Genomic DNA, 19,172 nt, shown 5'->3' with positions numbered 1-19,172 from the left:
TAAGCGCGTCCGCTCCCGATATGCGCTCCGTCTCCGTGCAGGGTTCTTCGCTTTCTCCACTCTTGCAACGTATAGTAGGATACGCCTAGCTGCTCGGCAGCTTTCTTGGGTCCCATCTCATCGCTCAATCTTACGGCTTCTTCTTTGAATGCTTTGTCGTATCGATTCATTGTCTCCCGTCCCCTCGTCAACTTTCATTTTATTTCATACGAGGGTATTTTTCGACTGCATTTTTATCGTATCACTCCAGATATGGGGGAAACAAGGGCTTATTATGGTCGACTAGAATCTAGTGCAGGTTATGGTAAAGTAATTGGGAGAGAATCTCTTGATGGTAAAGTCAGATGGAGATTGGATTATGACCCGATAAAAGGAATGCACATTAATGTAGAGGATTTTAGAAATGGGAAAGGTGCAAACGCATCGAAATATGTTATACCGTTTGAAGGCAATGAAGCCACATTTAAGTCATATATCAATATGCTGAATAAATAGAAGGAGAGCAACTATGACATTATTTGAAGAGTGTATAGAAGCACTTGACAGTCCAATCATTTTGAATAAAACGGAAACTCAAGAAGAATTCAATCGTTTTAGAGAAGCATTTTCATTCTCACATGGAAGGATAGATTGGAGTAGAGTTGAGGGGAGAAAACCTATTGAAGTAGTTTCCGATATTCTTACTAGAGTAAACGCGAATGCAGGGGATTTTCTCATTATTTGGGATAACGCACGTTTACCTATAGTTAAATCGAATCTGAATAGCATTCTCAGGTCATTGGATGATGTGTTAGCTGTCAGTTTTGATACATGGTTATATAGACCCGATGATGGAACAATAATTGAGTTTTTCCATGAAGGAGATGTCACTATAGGTAAAGTTTAATATTGTGGCTTTGGGGATGCTAGTTCTTCAAGGTCTTTCTTCTACCCTGCCTAATGCCGAATGAGTGGCACGGGAAATGTACTTTCTTTGCCTGCAGATGCACGGCGGCGATTTCACAAACTAAATGAGGTAAATCAATGCCAATCATTACGAAAAAATTCATTGAAACTACATTGCAAAATCAAATCGATTTTGATGATAATTTTATGGGAAGGCTAGAGGAGTTGGTAACAGAACCGGATTTCATTGATGAAGTTGCTAGCGTATATAGGGAACATTTGAATAAAATAACCAAAGACTCTATTTTTAAGTATATCCATTTTTTGGATATGATTATTATTGGTATGGATACGGTCATACCTCAGATTTATAATACGTTGTTAATAATGTTATTTAAACCCTATTCTAGGAATGTTTCCATTCCATACAGAATTATCAATCTCATGCAAGCTGTTAGACCAGAAGGGCATTCAGTTTATAAAGACATTTTTAAAAAGGTGGATGCTTCAGATTTGAATTCTCTAAAGTCAGGACTGTTTGCTTTGTATGGAACTCTTGAGGTTAAGGATATTCCAATTTCCATTTTAGAGGATTTTGCAAATAAGGTCCTGCAATTTCTAAAAGCAAATTCAGGTCGGAGCGTACTCAAAAAAGAATCCAGAGATTTGCTGGCTTTACTTGAACTACACAATTCAAATCTGCTTAACAGGTTTAATGACTATTGGCAGAAATAAGCCTAATAATAACTGAGATTTCGTTTTTCTCCAAACCTTGACCGGCTCCGGCCGCTCAGGGTTTCTTTTTTCTCTCCCCGATAATCCCCTATAGCCATTTTTTATCGCCCTTGCGCGCACGCATACGTTGAATTTGGACAGCAGTTCATTGTAAGATTGTAGGATGAACCATCAAACATGAGAGGTAGGGTTAACCATGGATGCTTTGAAGCTTAAAATTCTCGAGTTACTGAAAGAAGACGCCCGCCGCAGCGCGGAGCTGATCGCGACTATGCTGGATACGCCGGAGGCGGAGGTGGCGCGAGCGATAAGCGAGATGGAAGCGGATAAGGTCATCGTCAAGTACGCGACCGTGGTCAACTGGAGCAAGGTCGACGACGAGAAGGTTACTGCCTTGATCGAGGTGCAAATTACGCCCGAGCGGGGTCGCGGCTTCGACGCGATTGCCGAGCGGATTTACTTATATCCGGAAGTGAAGTCGGTTTATTTGATGTCCGGCGCTTATGACCTGCTGGTCGAGATCGAAGGACGTTCGCTGAAGGAAGTCGCTTCCTTTGTGTCCAACAAGCTGTCCCCGATTGATCGGGTGCTTTCGACGAAAACGCATTTTATTTTGAAAAAATACAAGCAGGACGGCATTATTTTCGAGGATCACCAGGATGATCACCGGATGCTGATTTCTCCGTAAAGGACCGATGCGCCATGATTAAAGAAGATCAGGTCGGACGTGTGACCAAGTCAATGAAAGAGTATTTGTCGCCAAGCGTGCGCAATATACCGCCTTCGGGCATCCGCAAGTTTTTTGATCTGGTGAGTGGGAGCAAGGATATTATTTCGCTTGGGGTCGGCGAGCCGGATTTCTCTACGCCTTGGCATGTGCGCGAAGCCGCGGTGTATTCGCTGGAGCAGGGCCGCACGAAGTATACGCCGAACTCCGGGATTCCCGAGCTGCGCGAGGCGATTGCCGAATATTATCACAAGTCGTTCAAGGTGCGTTATGAGCCGATGAATGAGGTGCTTGTGACGGTGGGCAGCAGCGAAGCGATTGATTTGGCGTTGCGGGCGTTGATCGTGCCGGGGGACGAGATTCTGATTCCCGAGCCGTGCTACATTTCTTATTCACCGATTACGGCGCTCGGAGGCGGGGTTCCGGTCGGCATCGAGACGTTTGCCAAGGATGAGTTCAAGCTCAAGCCGGAGGCGCTCAAGGCAGCTTTGACGCCGCACTCGAAAATTTTGATTCTCTGCTACCCGAGCAACCCGACGGGCGGCATTATGACCTACGAGGATTGGCTGCCGATTGCCAAGCTGGTCGAGGAAAACGATTTGATTGTGATTTCCGATGAGATTTACGGCGAGCTGACCTATTCGCAAAAGCATGTGAGCTTCGCTTCGCTGCCCGGCATGAAGGACCGGACGATTGTCGTCAACGGCTTGGCCAAGGCGTTTGCGATGACCGGCTGGCGGATCGGCTATGCCTGCGGTCACCCGGACCTGATTGCCGCGATGACAAAAATTCACCAATATACCGTAATGTGCGCGCCGGTGATGGGGCAGGTCGCCGCGCATGAAGCGTTGACCAACGGTTTGGAGGAAAAGGACCGGATGGTCGAGTCCTACAATCAGCGCCGTCGTCTTGTCGTCAAGGGCTTCCGCGAGATCGGTCTGGAATGTCATGAGCCGCAGGGCGCGTTCTATGCGTTCCCGAGCGTTGCCGCGACGGGCCTTAATTCCGAGGAGTTTGCCCAACGCCTGCTGCTGGAAGCCAAGGTAGCTGCAGTGCCGGGACATGTGTTCGGTTTGGGCGGCGAAGGCTTCCTGCGTTGCTCCTATGCGACCTCGGTAGCCCAACTGACGGAAGCGCTGGAGCGAATCGGAAACTTCATCAGAAAATTGTAAAACATATGTAAAAAGTTATTTTCAACGACTGCAAAAACTGGTATTCTTGAGGTAAGGAGGGATGAGCATGGCTTTTCTGGAGTATCAACTAGCCGATTACCGCAAACACTTTCAGATCCGCGAAACTGATTCCGAGCCTCACTGGTTATTCAAGCATGCGAAGAAAACCGCCTCCCGGACCCCTCTTGAAGAAGAAATCCACTCCTTGCGCCGGATGCTTGAGCAGATGGTTGTAGAAGGTAAGGAAATGACTTCAGATGCCGTCGTTGAACTCAGCACGATCCTCGATAAGAAAATAAACGAATATATGAATAAAGGAAAGAAGAGTCGGTGATGAGCCGACTTTTTCCATGACTACGGAGGGTATCAGGACGATGAAAGGATTCAAACTGGCGCTGCTTGCTTTGCTGTTGATCGGGTGCTTGGGAGGCTGCGGCAAGCCGGACCCGGATGTGGCTGTATTTGTAATGGCGGGACCGCAAGGCGGATTGCCGCTGGATATCAGCGACAAGCTGCAGGCTGCACTTGCCGCCAAGGTTGGCGAGAAGCCGACGGTGGAAGTGGTCGTGTCGCCGATTTTTTCAATGGAGAAGATGATTGTCGAGATTGCTTCCAAGCATAACGGCATTCTGATTGTACCGGACGAGCAGTTCAAGATTTTGTCCAAGCAGGCGGGCTTTGTATCGCTGGACGATGTGGCCGACCCGGCTGCGTATCCCGATCAGGTGCTTGCTTCGCAGGAGCCGGGCAAGACGGACGAGAAGCATTTGTATGGCATTGCGATGGCCGATTCCAAATGGTTCAAGGAGCAGGGCGTCGACGGTACGGGATTGGTTGCTTTCGTTCCGGAGAATGCGCCGAGCATCGAGATGGCCAAACAGGTCATCGCTCGAATCGCCGAGAAGTAACCCGCGCTTGGCGCTTGCGTCTTGTGCAATCGGACAATCTGTCCTATAATCGACAAAGAAACTGCATAGTGTTACCGTCACAAGGTGCCGGCAAGCGTTCCTGAACGTTTGATCGGTTAAAAGGGAAGCCGGTGCGATTCCGGCGCGGTCCCGCCACTGTATTTCGGGAAGATCCTCCACGCACAAGCCACTGTTTCGCATCAGCGCAAAATGGGAAGGCGGAGGATCGGCAGCACCCGTAAGCCAGGAAACCTGCCTTGTTGAAGCTTGCGAGTCCTTCGAGGAAAAGGGCGACGTTAGATCGTGATGCAAAGCCGATATCGGCTGTTGCCGGTTTATCGTGCCTCCGTCCCTTTGGGTCGGGGGCTTTTTTGCGGACGACGGTGCATTGAAAGGGAGGAACCGGAATATGGCAAGCAACAAATGGATGCGCGTGGGCCTGCTCGGCTTGACGCTGGCAGCGGCGCTGAGTCTGGCGGCCTGCGGCGCCAAAAACGATCAATTGGGAGAAATCGTCGACCCGGCGCAATTAAGCAGCCAGGGCACGAGCGCGGCGAAAGGAACGCCACAGCCAACGCGCGTGCCGGAAACGCACAAGACGAATTACCCGATGAAAATCAAGGATGCGACCGGAATGGAATTTACGTTCGATAAAGCGCCGCAGCGGATTGTCTCGGTGTCGCCGGCGGAGACGGAAGCGTTGTTCGCGCTGGGGCTCGACGACCGGATCGTCGGCGTTGCCGATTATGACGACTATCCGGAAGCGGTACAATCCAAGCCGAAGATGGGCAGCATCGTGAAACCGAATCAGGAGGCCTTGCTGGCCGCGAACGCGGACTTGATTGTTACAGGCGTGTCGATGAGCGACGAGACGGTACAAAAGCTGCGCGAATTAAAGCTGAATGTGTTTAAGGTGGAGCCGAAAACGCTGGATGACGCGATCGCCGACGTCGTTACTTTTGGTATCATTACAGATCGTCAGGGCGATGCCGACCGGATTGTCGGACAAATGAATGACGATCGCCAGAAAGTCCTTAATGCCGTTAAGGATTTGACACCCGAACAGCGCCAAAAGGTGTATATCGAGTTCAGTCCCGGCTGGACGGTGGGTAGCGGCGAGTTTATGAGCGAGCTGATCGGTCTGGCCGGCGGGATTAACGTCGCTGCGGACGGCAAGGGCTGGTATCAAATTAGCGAGGAAAAAATCATTCAGCAGAATCCGGCGGTCATTTTCTACGCTAAAGGGGTAATCGACGACAAAAGCAACAAGCCGCTGGAGCAGATTATCCGCGAGCGCAGCGGTTGGGAGCAGATTGATGCGGTGAAAAATAACCGGATTATCGGCATCGACCAGAATTTGCTGAGCCGTCCGGGACCGCGCTTGACGCAAGGGCTGCTGGAGATAGCGAAGGGCATTTATCCCGATCGGGTGAAATAATGAGAAGATCGTTGGTTGTATGGGGAGGAGTGGGCTTGGCGCTCCTTCTTCTTTCTGTTTTGGGCAGCTTGGCCGTAGGCAGCGCTCATCTGACCCCGGCTGAGGTCGCCGGTATTGTCGGTCGTCGGCTGCCGTGGATCGGCAGCTATATTCACGGCGATTGGCCGGTGAATGCCGAATCGATTATTTGGCGGGTGCGGATGCCGCGCGTCGTGCTGGGCGTGCTCGTAGGCGCGTCGCTGGCAGTAGCCGGCGCGGCGTTTCAAGGCGTGCTGCGCAATCCGCTAGCCGACCCGTCGACGCTGGGCGTTGCTTCGGGAGCTTCTGTCGGCGCGGCGTTTTTGATTTATTTTGGCCTGCAATACGCTTGGTTCGGTCAGTGGTCGATTCCGGTTGTCGCATTCGCTACCGGCTTTGGCTCGCTGCTGCTGGTGCTCAAGCTGGCGCGGGTGGACGGCAAGCTGAAGATGGAAACGCTGATTTTGTCCGGCGTGGTGATGCAGGCGTTTTTGGGTGCGATAGTGTCGTTTATGGTGGCGTTGTCGGATCAGGTGATTAATGAAATTATCTTCTGGCTGATGGGCAGTTTGGCGATGCGGGGTTGGCCCTACACGCAGGTGATTGCGCCGTATTGGGCGGTTGGGTTTGTGCTCCTGCTGGGCTGTGCGCGGTCGCTTAATTTGCTGGCGCTGGGCGAGCGTGAGGCTTCGCATATGGGTGTGAATGTCGAGCGGACGAAGCTGTTCGTGCTCGTCGTTTCGACGCTGGTTACGGCTGCAGCGGTATCCGTGGCGGGCGTAATCGGCTTTGTCGGCTTGATTGTGCCGCATCTTGTGCGGCTGCTGGCCGGTCCGGATTATCGGCTGATCCTGCCGCTGTCGGCGATTGGAGGGGGGATTTATGTGCTGTGGGCCGATACGCTGGCCCGGACGGTTCTCGGGCAGACGGAAATTCCGCTGGGTGTAGTGACGGCTTTTCTCGGAGCGCCGTTTTTCGCCTATTTGCTCAATAAGCAAAAGAAAACGTTAAGAGGTTGATGGCATGATCGAAGTCATGAACGTGACCAAAAGCTTTGGCAGCGGGCCGGAGGTGCTGCGCGAGGTGTCGCTGACGGTGGAGCGCGGGGAATTCTTAGGCATTATCGGGCCCAATGGCAGCGGTAAGTCGACCTTGCTGCAGCTGTTGTCGGGGCTGGAGCCGCCCACGTCCGGTGAGGTGCGGTTGGCTGGACGTCCGGCTTCGTCTTACGGGCGAAAGGAGCTGGCCCGCTGGGTAGCGGTGCTGCAGCAGGACGCGCTGCCGCCGGTCGGTTTTACCGTCCGCGAGGTGATCGAGATGGGGCGGTTTCCGTTCCAAAGCTGGCTGGGCCGGGACGATCGGGAGGCTGCTGCGTTGATTGAAGGCATTGTGGACAAGCTGCAGCTGCAGCCGTTGCTGGATCGGCCGATTGAGCTGTTGAGCGGAGGCGAACGCCAGCGGGTGGCGCTCGGCAAGGTGATGGCGCAGCAGCCGCGCTTGTTGATGCTGGATGAACCGACGACATTTCTGGATATCGGCTATCAAATGCAAATGATGGACTATATCCGCTCATGGCAGCGGGCCAGTGGGCTGACCGTTGTAGCCGTGCTGCACGATTTGAATTTGGCGGCGCAATATTGCAGCCGGCTGCTTGTTGTGCATGAAGGCAGAGCCGTTGCGATTGGCGCGCCAAATGAATTGATGGGTGCGGGATTGATTTCTCGCGTATACGGGACGGAGCCGATTGTACTGGCGCATCCGGTGAACGGAACGCCGCAAATTTTGCTGCAGCGGGCAGCGGATGATGAAGGGGAGATATAGGCATGTTGGATATCGAAAAAGTGCTGGTCGAGATTGTGCCGTTGGACGAAGAGGCCATGAGCGCTGCTTCGGCGCATCTGGATCAGTTGACCAAGCCGCCGGGAAGTCTGGGCAAGCTGGAAGCCATTGCCCGGCAATGGGCCGGGATCACAGGTCAGGTTCTGCCGGAGCCGGGAGGTAAGGCCGTCATTGTGATGGCTGGCGATCACGGCGTATGTGAAGAAGGCGTTAGCGCCTTTCCGTCCGAGGTGACGCCGCAGATGGTGCTCAACTTCCTGAACGGCGGCGCGGCGGTCAATGTGCTGGCTCGTCATGTCGGGGCCGAGGTGGTGTGCGTCGATATTGGCGTTAACGCGGATCTGGAGCATCCGGGGCTCGTATCGCGCAAGGTGCGCAAGGGGACCGGCAATATGGCGCGCGGGGCCGCGATGACGATGGGGGAAGCCGAGCAGGCGATTGCCGCGGGCATCGAATTGGTCGATGAGCTGGCTGCACGGGGCGTGCGGTTGCTGGCTACGGGGGAAATGGGCATCGGCAATACGACGCCAAGCGCGGCTCTCCTGTGCGCGCTGACCGGCCTTGCGCCGGCGCAGGCGGTGGGCCGGGGAACGGGCATCGACGATGAAGGCTGGCTGCATAAGGTTGCGGTCGTGCAGCAGGCTCTGGAGGTCAATGCGCCGGAGGCGGACAAGCCGCTGGAGGCACTGGCCAAGGTGGGCGGGTTGGAGATTGCGGGCCTTGTCGGCGTCATTCTTGGCGCTGCGCGCAACCGCTGTCCGGTGATCATCGACGGTTTTATTTCTTCGGCGGCGGCGCTCGTCGCCAGCCGGATCTCTCCGCTGAGCACGTCGTACATGCTGGCGTCGCACTTATCGCAGGAGCAGGGACACGCCCGGCTGCTGGAGGCGATTGGCCTGTCGCCGATGCTGCATATGGATATGCGGCTGGGTGAAGGGACGGGAGCGGTTCTGGCGTTTACGCTGGTCGATGCGGCGGGTAAAATTATGCGCGAAATGGCCACCTTCGCCAGTGCCGGCGTATCGCAAGCTTAGGCGCGGTGAGCGGCCGGGAAAGGGGAGAGAGCAGGATGCCGATTCTGGTAACCGGCGGAGCGCGCAGCGGCAAAAGCGCCTTCGCAGAAAAGCTGGCCAAGCGCCGCAGTCAGCGGGGAATGTATATCGCTACCTCGCAAATTTATGATGAGGAAATGCGCGAGCGGGTCGAAGCGCACCGCAGCCAGCGGATGGCCGCCGATTTCGCTTGGCAGACGCTGGAGGAGCCGTATGAACTGGCTGATTTGCTGGGACGTCTAAGCGGAGAAACGGGCGGAGACGCTGTGCTGGTGGATTGCTTGACGTTGTGGTTGTCCAACTGTTTGCTGCGCGTCGAGCGCGAGCCTGCAAGCGAGCTTCTTGTGACGGCACAAATTGATGCGCTTGTAGCGGCTGCGGCTGCTTTTGACGGCAAGCTGATCCTCGTTACCAATGAGGTCGGCAGCGGGATCGTTCCGGAATACTTGCTCGGACGCCGTTTTCGCGATTTGGCCGGCCGACTTAATCAGCGGATGGCCGCTGTTTGCGACGAAGTGTTTCTGGTTACTGCCGGCATCCCGGTTGAGCTGAAACGGCTGGCGTACCGGATGGATGAAGCAAGGGATTAAGCGGGAAGCAGAGAGCGTCTGAAAGCAGCTATACGGGAGGTATCTTTCGGAAATTGCGCGCGGTGAGCAAGGAGCGGGAGCAAGAGCAAGAGCAAGAGCAAGAGCAAGAGCAAGAGCAAGAGCAAGAGCTCCCCTGAATATTCGGGGAGAGCTACTGGTGCTGCATGCCAAGAGCGCAGATTCGGTGGAGATTTACTGAATAGATGCCGAGGTTGCGATTCGGATACCGGACGATGGGATACGGGAATCAAACATTCAGAAGGCAGCGGCAAGCGATGATCTCGTTAGGGGCAGGAAACGCTTGAGGACTGGACGCAGGGGATGAAGCAATGTGGATGTATTCGTGGCATGAACTGATTGCGCTGACAGCGGCGGCGTTGGCGCTCGACCTGCTGATTGGTGATCCCAAATGGCCGACGCATCCGGTGATTTATATCGGCCGTTGGGTGCGGTTTGTTGAACGCAAGCTGCGGCCTCGTACCGCTGGCGGAGTCGGCGGGAAAGCCGATGCCGGCACGCCGCCGCAAGCTGGGGCAAACAGCTTGGAGCAAGGGGCTGCGGTTGGCACGGCGGGTCCCGAATCCACAGCTGCCGGAGGAAGTGGGCGAGAAGAAGCTGCTGCCAGTCGGTTGACTGACGGTGTTACGTCTGCAAGAGCAGCAGAAAGCTCTAGCCGTGTTAAATGGCAAGGCGTAGTACTGACCGGGACTACGGTTCTGCTCAGCTTTGGAGCGATGTACGGGCTGACGCTGTTGGCCGATTGGGTCCATCCGTGGCTCGGCTATGCCGTGTCGATTTGGTTTATCGCTTCCACGATCGCTGTGAAGGGACTGAAGCAGGCGGCGTACCGGGTTTATGAGCCGCTGCGTCAAGGCGATCTCGAAGCGGCCCGCAAGTACACGGGCTATATCGTGGGGCGAGATACGGCCGCTTTGGACGAGAAGGAGCTGACGCGGGCCGTCGTGGAGACGGTTGCGGAAAATATCGTCGATGCGGTGATCGCCCCGCTTTTGTATGCGGCGCTGGGCGGGGCGCCGCTGGCAATGGCTTATCGAGCCGCGAATACGCTCGATTCGATGGTCGGCTACCGGAACGATGCCTACCGCGATTTTGGCTGGGCGTCGGCGCGCTGGGACGACGTCTTGAATTGGGTGCCGGCGCGGCTGACCGGCGCCCTGATGGTCGGCGTCGCGCTGCTGACGCCGGGGCTTTCGGCGCAGCGAGCGGCGCGGGCAATCCGCCGCTTCGCGCGCCTTCACCCCAGCCCGAACAGCGGCATTCCCGAGTCGGCGGCAGCCGGGGCGCTCGGCATTGAGCTGGGCGGGCTGAATGTTTACGGCGGCGTGCCGAGCGAGCGGGCGCGTATGGGCTGGCCGATGCGGGAGCGGACGCAGCGGGATATTGATCTTGCCGTCAGGATGCTGTACGGCGTCAGCCTGCTCGCGATGGGAGGGTTATTATGCGTGATCGCGCTGTTTGGGCGCTAGTTCAAAGCGGGCTGATGGCTTTGACGGCTTCTTTTCAATTTTTGACCCGATTGCCGATCCCCGTCCGTTTGACGTATACGGATCAGGTTTTTCGGCGCAGTGTGGTGTTTTATCCGCTTGTGGGCGGCGTGCTGGGGCTGCTGCTGGCATTGTCGGGCTGGGGGCTGCAGCAATGGCTGCCGGTCTGGCCGGCGACGGTGCTGCTGCTGGCGTTTTGGGTAGCTTTGACCGGCGGGCTGCATCTGGACGGCTTGATGGATGCCGCGGACGGTCTGCTAAGTCACAGACCGCGCGAGCAGATGCTGGAGATCATGAAGGACAGTCGCGTCGGCGCGATGGGCGTGATCGTCTGCGTGCTGCATGTGCTGATCAAGGCCGCATTATTGTCTGCGTTGCCGCTGTCCGGGGGAACTGGGGCGCTTGCGGCAGGCGCGCTGCTGACGGTCATCCCGCTGTGGAGCCGCTGGTTTCTGATTATTGCGATTTGCCGCTGGCCGTATGCGCGCGCCGGGTCCGGGCTGGGCGCTTTGTTTCGCAGTGTCCGTGTGCGCCACGCGCTGGCCGGCACGGTGCTTGCGCTCGTTCTGGGCTGCGGTGCGCTGTGGCTGGCCCGCGCTTCGCTGGAGACGGTTGTGTCGCTGCCTGCTGTAGCGGTTCTGGCGCTGCTGCCTGGGATAACGGCACTATTCGGCTGGGCGCTGGCTGCTGGCATTCACCGCAAGCTGGGCGGCTTGACCGGCGATATTTACGGCGCGCTGAACGAGCTGCTGGAAGCGGTGCTGCTGCTGGTTGTGGTAGCGCTGCTGGTGTAGTTGGTTGGATGCGGCGTGGGGGACTGACGGGCAGCGGTGCTGCTCGTGGATCGCGCGGCATAGAAAGACGAGCAGCGAGGCGGTAAACCGAGTCGGATGGATTGATAAAAGGACGGCATTGCCCCGTCGGTGCAGTCGTGAACAGACGAAAAGGGTTTGAAAGTTGCTGAACGGGCGGCATTGTGCTCCGGGAATTGCGAGGTGCGGAAGATAGTCGAACGTGGGTACACGGGTCTGACAGCTCCCGAACGGCTGGCAGCGCGCCCGGGAGCTGCGCACGGTGCGGAAGATAGCCGAACGTGGGTACACGGGTCTGACAGACGCTGAACGGCCGACACCGCGCCCGAGAGTTGGGTGCGGTGCGGAAGATAGCCGAACATGGGTACACGGGTCTGACAGCCTCTGAATAGTCGGCACGGCGCTCCGGGAGTCGAGCGTGGTGTGGAAAAGCTGCTGTCGGCCCGCATCCGATCCGGCATGGCTGGCGGTGCGGCTTTATTTTACATATGGAAAGGAAGTTGGCGATGCTGGAGCGTTACGGACATGGCGGGGACTTGCGGACTGCGGCCGAAGCTTTTGGCCGGCCTGAGGGGCAATTTCTGGATTTCAGCTCCAATATGAATCCGCTTGGACCGCCCGCTGTGGTGGGCGAGCTGCTGCAAACGGCGGCAGCGGATATTGTGCGATATCCCGATCCGGCGGTACGTGAGCTGCGTTGCCGCTTGGCGCGCAAATACGGGATCTCCGCCGAATGTATTCTCGTCGGCAACGGCGCCGCCGAGCTGATTGATCTGGCCGTGCGCGAGCTGCGGCCGACGGTTACGGGCGTGGCCCGGCCCTCTTTTTCCGAATATGAAGAAGCGGTGCGCAAGGCAGGAGGTGCGTTGTATGACATTCCGCTGCAGGCCGGGCAGCAGTTTGCGCTCGGGGAAGCGGAGGCGTTCGAGGCGCTTGAGCGATGCGACGCGTTGTTTCTCGGTCATCCGAACAATCCGACGGGCCGCATGATCGAATCTGCGCTGCTGGAGCGGTTGGCCGACGCCGGAAAGCCGCTGATTGTAGACGAGGCGTTCATGGATTTTGTGCCGGATGAAGCGGAGCGTTCGCTGCTGCGGCGGGCGGCGGCGGCTGAGCATGTGCTGGTTGTGCGCTCGATGACCAAGTTTTATGCAATTCCGGGTATTCGGCTAGGTTTTGTTGTTGGGCACCCCCGGCGAATTCGCCGGCTGGCTGCGCTGCAGGTGCCTTGGAGCGTGAATTATTTAGCTCAGCGGATAGGTGCCTCGGTGCTTGACGACGCCGATTTTGAGCGGCGCAGTCATGAGTGGCTGGAGGCGGAGAAGCCGCGTTTGCTGGAGGGCTTGCAAGGGCTTGGACTGATCGCGTTTGAGAGTGATGTGAATTTTATTTTGCTGGCGTTTCCCGAGGAATGGGGGATGGATGTGCAGGAGGCGCAGCGCCGGATGGGTCGGCAGGGGATTTTGATTCGCGATGCTTCGCTGTTTCCCGGTCTGGATGGTCGCTATGCGCGTGTTGCGGTGCGCGGGCGCGAGGATAATGAACGTCTGCTGGCCGGGCTGGCTCATATGCTGGAGGAACTGCGTGCGGAGCGGGGGGTCAGAGATGGAGCGGGACGATGAAGCGGGGCTAACGGGGTGTCATGCCGGGGGCGAGGCGTTAAGGGAGGCAAGGGCTGGAGAGTTCGTTGCCCGGCGGTTGCCCGGCTGGCGTGACGGAGAGCGGCTGGGAGCTGCGCCGACGCTGATGCTGCAGGGAACGGCTTCGGACGTGGGCAAAAGTATTTTGACTGCGGCGTTATGCCGTATTTTCGCGCAGGACGGCTTGCGGGTGGCGCCGTTCAAGTCGCAAAATATGTCGCTCAATTCCTATGTGACGTACGACGGCAAGGAGATCGGCCGCGCGCAGGGCGTGCAGGCGGAGGCTTGCGGCATTGCGGCGACGACGGATATGAATCCGATTCTGCTCAAGCCCAAGCAGGACATGGTTGCGCAGGTGGTTGTGCATGGCGTGCCGCTGCTGGATATGGAGGCGCGGGCGTACCGGGAGACGTATTTGCCCAAGGCGGAAGCGATTGTGAAAGCGGCGCTGGGACGGCTGCGCGACGCCTATGAGCTTGTTGTGCTGGAGGGAGCGGGCAGCCCGGCCGAGGTTAATCTCAAGGACCGGGACATCGTCAACATGCGGCTGGCCGGATGGGCCAACGCGCCGGTGCTGCTGGTTGCCGATATCGACCGCGGCGGCGTGTTTGCGTCCATCGTCGGGACGATGGAGATTCTGGAACCGGAGGAGCGGGCGCGCGTCTGCGGCTTCATCATTAACAAATTCCGCGGCGATGTGAGCTTGCTCCAGCCCGGGCTGGATTGGCTGGAGGCGCGCACGGGCAAGCCGGTGCTTGGCGTGGTGCCTTATTTGCCGCAACTGGGCGTTGAGGATGAAGACGGCGCTTCATTGGATTCCAAGCGGCAGTCCGGCCGGTCCCGTCCGTCGGCCAGTGCAATGGCGGATCAGCTAGATATCGTCGTCATTCAACTGCCGCGGTTGTCGAACTTCACGGATTTCGATCCGCTGGAGGCCGAGCCGGACGTGCGGCTGCGTTATGTCGCCAGCGTCGCCGAATGGGGCGAGCCGGACGCCGTGCTGCTGCCCGGCAGCAAAAACACGATGGAGGACCTGCGCTTCCTCCATCAATCCGGTCTCGCCGAGCGCTTGCTGCGCTACGCCGAGACGGGTTGGGTAGCCGGTATTTGCGCCGGCTACCAAATGCTTGGCCGGCGGCTGCTCGATCCGCACGGCCATGAAGCTGCGTGGCCGGAGCTGCCCGGCCTCGGACTGCTGCCGACGGAAACGGAGTTCACGTCGGCCAAGCGTACCGTGCGGGTGCGCGGCTTCTGCACGTTGCTTGCCCCGCCTCCGCGTGGCGGCGCGGTGGAGGAAGGCCGCGTCTCGGCCGGGCGGGCTGAGGCGGAGACGGGGGCGGAGGCAGGGACAAGGACAAGGACAAGGACAAGGACAAGGACAAGGACAGGGACAGGGACAGGGACAGGAGTTGGGGTCGGGACAGGCGCGGAGGTAGAAGATGAGATAGAAACAAGGCCAGTACCACGGGTAGACCTCGGGGCCGAGAAAAAGGCGGACACAGCAGCCGAGGCCCAATCCTTGCCGGTTACAATCCCGGCTTCGCTACCGGCCGAACTCGCATTTCCGCCAGCCGCCGTTCCAGCCGATCTCGCGATCGAAGGCTATGAGATTCACATGGGCCGCACACGCTATTTGACCCATGTCGAGCCGCCGTTTCAGGTGGCGGCTGAAGGCGAAGCGTTACACGGCGACGGAGCAGCGGCGCGGGACGGGCGCATCTGGGGCACGTATGTGCATGGGATTTTGCATAACGACGACTTTCGGCGGGCTTGGCTCAACCGCATCCGAGTAGCGAAGGGGCTGGCGCCGCTTGGTGCGGATTTGCGGTTCGGAGAGCGCCGGGAAGCGGCGTTTGACCGGCTGGCCGCGCATGTGCGTACGCACTTGGATATGGCGCGGATCTATGAGATGATAGGGGTAACGAAGCGGTAGTGGCGATTTATTTTAGCCTAAGAAGGGTGGTTGACGACGAATGAAAATTTATACGCGCACCGGGGATGCCGGGCAAACCGGCGTGATTGGCGGGCGGGTCGACAAGGACGACGCGCGCGTCGAGGCCTACGGGACGGTGGATGAGCTTAACAGCTTTCTCGGTCAGGCGATGAGCTTCATGGATACGGAACGTTTTGGCGATTTGCTGGCCGATTTGCTGCAGGTGCAGCACGAGCTGTTTGATTGCGGTTCGGATTTGGCGCTGCTGCGCGAGGAGCTGCGGCCTTACAAGGTAACGGCGGAGATGGTGGCAGCGCTGGAGCCGTGGATTGACAAATACGATGCGGAGACGCCGGATATTACGCGGTTTATTTTGCCTGGAGGGGGGCAGGTGTCATCTGCGCTTCACGTTTGCCGGACGGTATGCCGCCGTGCGGAACGCCGCGTGGTCACGTTGGCGCGCGAGCAAGCGATCAATCCCGAGGTGCGCCGGTATTTGAACCGGCTGTCCGATCTGTTTTTCACGATTGCCCGTACCGCGAATTTCCGCGAAGGCGTAGCCGATGTCGAGTATGTGCGCAGCGCCGAGGTGTTCCGTCGACAATCATGAGCTATTACGAACCTTTGGTCTATGTCGTGCCTCCTGAAGAGGACGGCTTTTTGCTTAAAACGATTTTGCAAAAGCGGCTGATGGTGTCGCGCAAGCTGCTCTCCCGGCTGAAGCTGACCGAGATGGGGATTACGGTCAACGGCGAACGCCGTTACATCAGCGTCAAGGTCGCGGCCGGCGACCGGGTTGAAGTGCGGATGGCGCAGGAGGAGTCCGACGATATTTTGCCGCAGGATTTGCCGTTGACGATTGTGCACGAGGACGAGCATCTGCTGGTTGTGGCCAAGGAGGCGGGCATGATTGTGCATCCGACGCACGGTCATTATGTCAACACGCTGGCGAACGCGGTTGTGCATCATTGGCGGCAGGCGGGGGAAAGCGTGCGGTTCCGGCCCGTGCACCGGCTTGATCAGGAGACATCGGGGGTGCTGGCGATTGCCAAAACGCCTTATGTGCATCAGCAAATTTCCGAGCAAATGATCCGACATACGGTGAAAAAAGAGTACCTGGCGTTCGTCTGGGGTACGCTCGCCGCCCCGCGCGGCACGGTGGACGCGCCGATTGACCGCGACCCGGCGCAGCCGCATGTGCGCATCGTCACGCCGGCTGGCGCTGCGGCGGTGACGCATTATGAGCTGGTCGAGCAATACGACCAGGCGGCTTTGGTGCGGCTGTGGCTGGAAACCGGCCGCACCCATCAGATACGCGTGCATATGACGCATCTTGGCCACCCGCTGGTGGGGGACAAGATGTACACGCTGCACGCGTATGCGGATTGGCAGGCCGCGCTCGGCGGGCTGCCGGGCAGACAGGCGCTGCATGCGCGCCTGCTGGGGTTCACGCACCCCGGCACGCGGGCGTGGACGGAGTTCGCCGCGCCACTGCCGGCGGACCTGGCGCAGCTGCGCGAGGCGCTGGCGGGGCGGGGGGACGGTTGCGCGCAGTTTGAATTATAATATATATACAAATAATTCCGAGGATTCAGGCTGTGCTGACAAGCATGGCTTTTTATTTGGAAAAATTCAGTTTCTATGTTTTGTTGAAATAGTCCGGCAGCATAAAATCAAAATTGCCTCATAAGTTATGGGATAGATAATTTGTAAAATAATATCAATCAAAAAGGAAATTTCAATTAACTGTCGAATTTAATTATTTATTGATAGAAAAAAGCTAATTTCGGTTCAACAAATTCCTGAAGATGGAATTAATGGTGACAGATGGAGGTAATGGATTTGTTAAGGAGAATATCTATTGTATTAATTGTTGCTCTTGCCGTCGTCGGCTTCTTGCCTAATGGGGGCAACCAACGGGTTTGGGCCAGTGGGGACACTACGATAACCCCCTCGAAAGATGTGTTTATTACATCGGGGGGCGACGTTATTCCAGGAGGAATTGATGCCTATCTGGACAATGTAACCGGCAGTCCGTATGTCGATCTCGTAGGCAACTCGGCAGATAGCGGAGGAAGGCTTTCGGCCGCGATCAACTTTAGCGGTTTAAACAATACGATGTCAACAGGCTCAGTGACATTAAAATTATTCGTTGCCGGTGCTTACATCAATGCGGCTACGAGCCCGCAAAATGTTTGGATGACCGTCAACGCTTCCAATACGACAAATTGGGCGGAGGGGCTTTCGGGTAATGTCAGTAATTTTCCGGCTGACAATAATGATCCCTTGCTTGATACCGCAGGCTTACAGCAAGTTCCGGTTGTTGACACAAACGGCACCTTTCATTTGGACACAAGCTCTGTTGGATGTACCCCGGTCAGCAATGTACTCAAAGGATGTTTGACTTTTGATGTAACGGACTATGTCAAAAGCAAGATTGTTGGCGGGGCAACTGACATTACATTTTTGTTCATCGGACGAAACGCTCCGAGTACAACTGCGTATTTTGGTTTTTATACCAAGGCCAGCTCAGCGTATAAACCTCAGTTGATTTTGACAGGTGGAGCGGATACGACGCCGCCGGTAGTCACCGGGGTCTCGGAAGGCGGACTTTACAATACGAACAAAACGATTACCTTCGATGAAGGCACAGCCACATTGAATGGTTCTAATTTTACGAGCGGCAGCACGGTAAGCACGGAGGGCTCGTATACCTTGATCGTTACGGATGCGGCGAACAACGTCACTACCGTGCATTTTACGATTGATAAAACCGCTCCTACGATTTCGGGAGCAACCGACGGAACTGCTTATAACAGCAACCGAACGATTACAATTAGCGACGGCACAGCGACGCTGGACGGTTCGGCGTTCACCAGCGGCAACACAGTGACGGCAGAAGGCTCGCATACGGTGATTGCAACCGATGCAGCGGGAAATAGCAGAACCGTGACCTTCACGATTGACAAAACAGCGCCCATCGTGACCGGCGTGACGAACAGCAGCACGTATACTGTAAACAAAACGATTACGTTCAACGAAGGGACAGCGACACTGGACGGCTCGGCCTTTACGAGCGGCAGCACGGTGAGCGCAGAGGGCGCGCATACGCTGATCGTCACCGATACAGCGGGTAATGTGACAACGGTCAACTTCACGATTGACAAAACCGGCCCGACAGTAACGGGAGCAGCCGACGGGGGCAGCTACAACACAAACCGCACGCTCACCTTGAGCGACGGCACAGCGACGCTGGACGGCTCAGCGTTTACGAGCGGCAGTACCGTGAGTGCGGAAGGCTCGCATACGTTGATTGCCACAGATGCAGCAGGCAATACGACGACGATTACGTTCACCATCGATAAAACGGCGCCGGTCGTAAGCGGCGTAACGGACAGCGGCTTGTACAATACGAACCAGACGCCGACGTTCAACGAAGGCACAGCGACGCTGGACGGCTCGGCCTTCTTGAGCGGCAGCACAGTGAGCGCGGAGGGCGCGCATACGCTGATCGTGACCGATGCAGCGGGCAATGTGACGACGGTCAACTTCACGATTGACAAAACCGGCCCGACGGTAACGGGAGCAGCCGACTTGGGTAACTACAACACGAATCGTACCCTCACAATCAGCGACGGCACAGCGACGCTGGACGGCTCGGCATTTACAAGCGGCAGCACCGTGAGTGCGGAAGGCTCGCATACACTGATTGCCACGGACGCAGCAGGCAACACGACGACGATTACGTTCACCATCGATAAAACGGCGCCGGTCGTAAGCGGCGTAACGGACAGCGGCTTGTACAATACGAACCAGACGCCGACGTTCAACGAAGGCACAGCGACACTGGACGGCTCGGCCTTCTCGAGCGGCAGCACAGTGAGCGCGGAGGGCGCGCATACGCTGATCGTGACCGAT

19 protein-coding genes and 1 riboswitch are annotated in these 19,172 nt (G+C 57.0%); of the genes, 18 read left to right on the top strand and 1 reads right to left on the bottom strand.

The features are described 5' to 3' along the window. Positions 1–170: transposase (locus B5M42_RS25810; protein ID WP_407946119.1), on the bottom strand; the 170-nt coding region annotated here is incomplete at its 3' end. 338 nt (positions 171–508) lie between these two features. On the opposite strand from B5M42_RS25810, the gene B5M42_RS24835 reads away from it, so the two are divergent. The 18 genes from B5M42_RS24835 to B5M42_RS24750 all read left to right on the top strand — a co-directional run. Further along, positions 509–886 (top strand): CDI toxin immunity protein, encoded by a 378-nt coding sequence (locus B5M42_RS24835; RefSeq protein WP_134756966.1) that lies wholly within the window; start codon positions 509–511, stop codon positions 884–886. Positions 887–1,023: 137 nt separating this feature from the next. After that, positions 1,024–1,620 carry a hypothetical protein gene (locus B5M42_RS24830; protein WP_134756968.1) on the top strand — a complete coding sequence of 199 codons (597 nt, stop codon included), beginning with the start codon at positions 1,024–1,026 and terminating at the stop codon, positions 1,618–1,620. Between the two features lie 196 nt (positions 1,621–1,816). Beyond that, positions 1,817–2,308, top strand: coding sequence for an Lrp/AsnC family transcriptional regulator (locus B5M42_RS24825; RefSeq protein WP_134756970.1), 492 nt, complete (start codon positions 1,817–1,819; stop codon positions 2,306–2,308). Positions 2,309–2,322: 14 nt separating this feature from the next. Beyond that, positions 2,323–3,519, top strand: coding sequence for an aminotransferase class I/II-fold pyridoxal phosphate-dependent enzyme (locus B5M42_RS24820; protein ID WP_134756971.1), 1,197 nt, complete (start codon positions 2,323–2,325; stop codon positions 3,517–3,519). A 67-nt stretch (positions 3,520–3,586) separates the two neighbouring features. Then, the gene (locus tag B5M42_RS24815) at positions 3,587–3,853 is read left to right on the top strand and encodes an aspartyl-phosphate phosphatase Spo0E family protein (protein WP_134756973.1); all 267 of its coding nucleotides are present in this window, start codon (positions 3,587–3,589) and stop codon (positions 3,851–3,853) included. A gap of 40 nt (positions 3,854–3,893) precedes the next feature. Continuing rightward, positions 3,894–4,427 (top strand): hypothetical protein, encoded by a 534-nt coding sequence (locus B5M42_RS24810; RefSeq protein WP_134756975.1) that lies wholly within the window; start codon positions 3,894–3,896, stop codon positions 4,425–4,427. 65 nt (positions 4,428–4,492) lie between these two features. Continuing rightward, positions 4,493–4,701, top strand: a riboswitch (cobalamin riboswitch). Between the two features lie 135 nt (positions 4,702–4,836). Further along, positions 4,837–5,865 (top strand): ABC transporter substrate-binding protein, encoded by a 1,029-nt coding sequence (locus B5M42_RS24805; protein WP_230633177.1) that lies wholly within the window; start codon positions 4,837–4,839, stop codon positions 5,863–5,865. After that, a complete protein-coding gene (locus B5M42_RS24800) occupies positions 5,865–6,902 on the top strand; it encodes a FecCD family ABC transporter permease (protein WP_134756977.1) in 1,038 nt (345 codons plus the stop codon). Before B5M42_RS24805 ends, B5M42_RS24800 begins: the two co-directional genes overlap by 1 nt. A gap of 4 nt (positions 6,903–6,906) precedes the next feature. Beyond that, positions 6,907–7,704 (top strand): ABC transporter ATP-binding protein, encoded by a 798-nt coding sequence (locus B5M42_RS24795; RefSeq protein WP_134756979.1) that lies wholly within the window; start codon positions 6,907–6,909, stop codon positions 7,702–7,704. Between the two features lie 2 nt (positions 7,705–7,706). Next, a complete protein-coding gene (cobT, locus tag B5M42_RS24790; RefSeq protein WP_134756981.1) occupies positions 7,707–8,756 on the top strand; it encodes a nicotinate-nucleotide--dimethylbenzimidazole phosphoribosyltransferase in 1,050 nt (349 codons plus the stop codon). 35 nt (positions 8,757–8,791) lie between these two features. Continuing rightward, positions 8,792–9,364 carry a bifunctional adenosylcobinamide kinase/adenosylcobinamide-phosphate guanylyltransferase gene (cobU, locus tag B5M42_RS24785; protein ID WP_134756983.1) on the top strand — a complete coding sequence of 191 codons (573 nt, stop codon included), beginning with the start codon at positions 8,792–8,794 and terminating at the stop codon, positions 9,362–9,364. 329 nt (positions 9,365–9,693) lie between these two features. Continuing rightward, a complete protein-coding gene (gene cbiB, locus B5M42_RS24780) occupies positions 9,694–10,851 on the top strand; it encodes an adenosylcobinamide-phosphate synthase CbiB (protein WP_134756985.1) in 1,158 nt (385 codons plus the stop codon). Continuing rightward, entirely contained in the window at positions 10,824–11,663 is an 840-nt protein-coding gene (gene cobS / locus B5M42_RS24775) for an adenosylcobinamide-GDP ribazoletransferase (RefSeq protein ID WP_134756987.1), read from the top strand. Before cbiB ends, cobS begins: the two co-directional genes overlap by 28 nt. 524 nt (positions 11,664–12,187) lie before the next feature. Beyond that, the gene (cobD, locus tag B5M42_RS24770) at positions 12,188–13,303 is read left to right on the top strand and encodes a threonine-phosphate decarboxylase CobD (protein WP_134756989.1); all 1,116 of its coding nucleotides are present in this window, start codon (positions 12,188–12,190) and stop codon (positions 13,301–13,303) included. A 124-nt stretch (positions 13,304–13,427) separates the two neighbouring features. After that, positions 13,428–15,254 carry a cobyric acid synthase gene (locus tag B5M42_RS24765; protein WP_407946147.1) on the top strand — a complete coding sequence of 609 codons (1,827 nt, stop codon included), beginning with the start codon at positions 13,428–13,430 and terminating at the stop codon, positions 15,252–15,254. 40 nt (positions 15,255–15,294) lie between these two features. Beyond that, complete coding sequence (locus tag B5M42_RS24760) at positions 15,295–15,864, top strand: cob(I)yrinic acid a,c-diamide adenosyltransferase (protein WP_134756991.1); 570 nt, start codon at positions 15,295–15,297, stop codon at positions 15,862–15,864. Then, positions 15,861–16,820, top strand: coding sequence for an RluA family pseudouridine synthase (locus B5M42_RS24755; protein WP_134756993.1), 960 nt, complete (start codon positions 15,861–15,863; stop codon positions 16,818–16,820). The genes B5M42_RS24760 and B5M42_RS24755 overlap by 4 nt, the downstream gene beginning before the upstream one ends. A gap of 834 nt (positions 16,821–17,654) precedes the next feature. Continuing rightward, on the top strand, positions 17,655–19,172 hold a 1,518-nt coding region (locus tag B5M42_RS24750), incomplete at its 3' end, for a beta strand repeat-containing protein (RefSeq protein WP_407946146.1).

Source organism: Paenibacillus athensensis (assembly GCF_004514475.2).
Taxonomy (GTDB): domain Bacteria; phylum Bacillota; class Bacilli; order Paenibacillales; family NBRC-103111; genus Paenibacillus_AL; species Paenibacillus_AL athensensis.
This window is presented reverse-complemented; position numbering and strand designations above follow the sequence as displayed.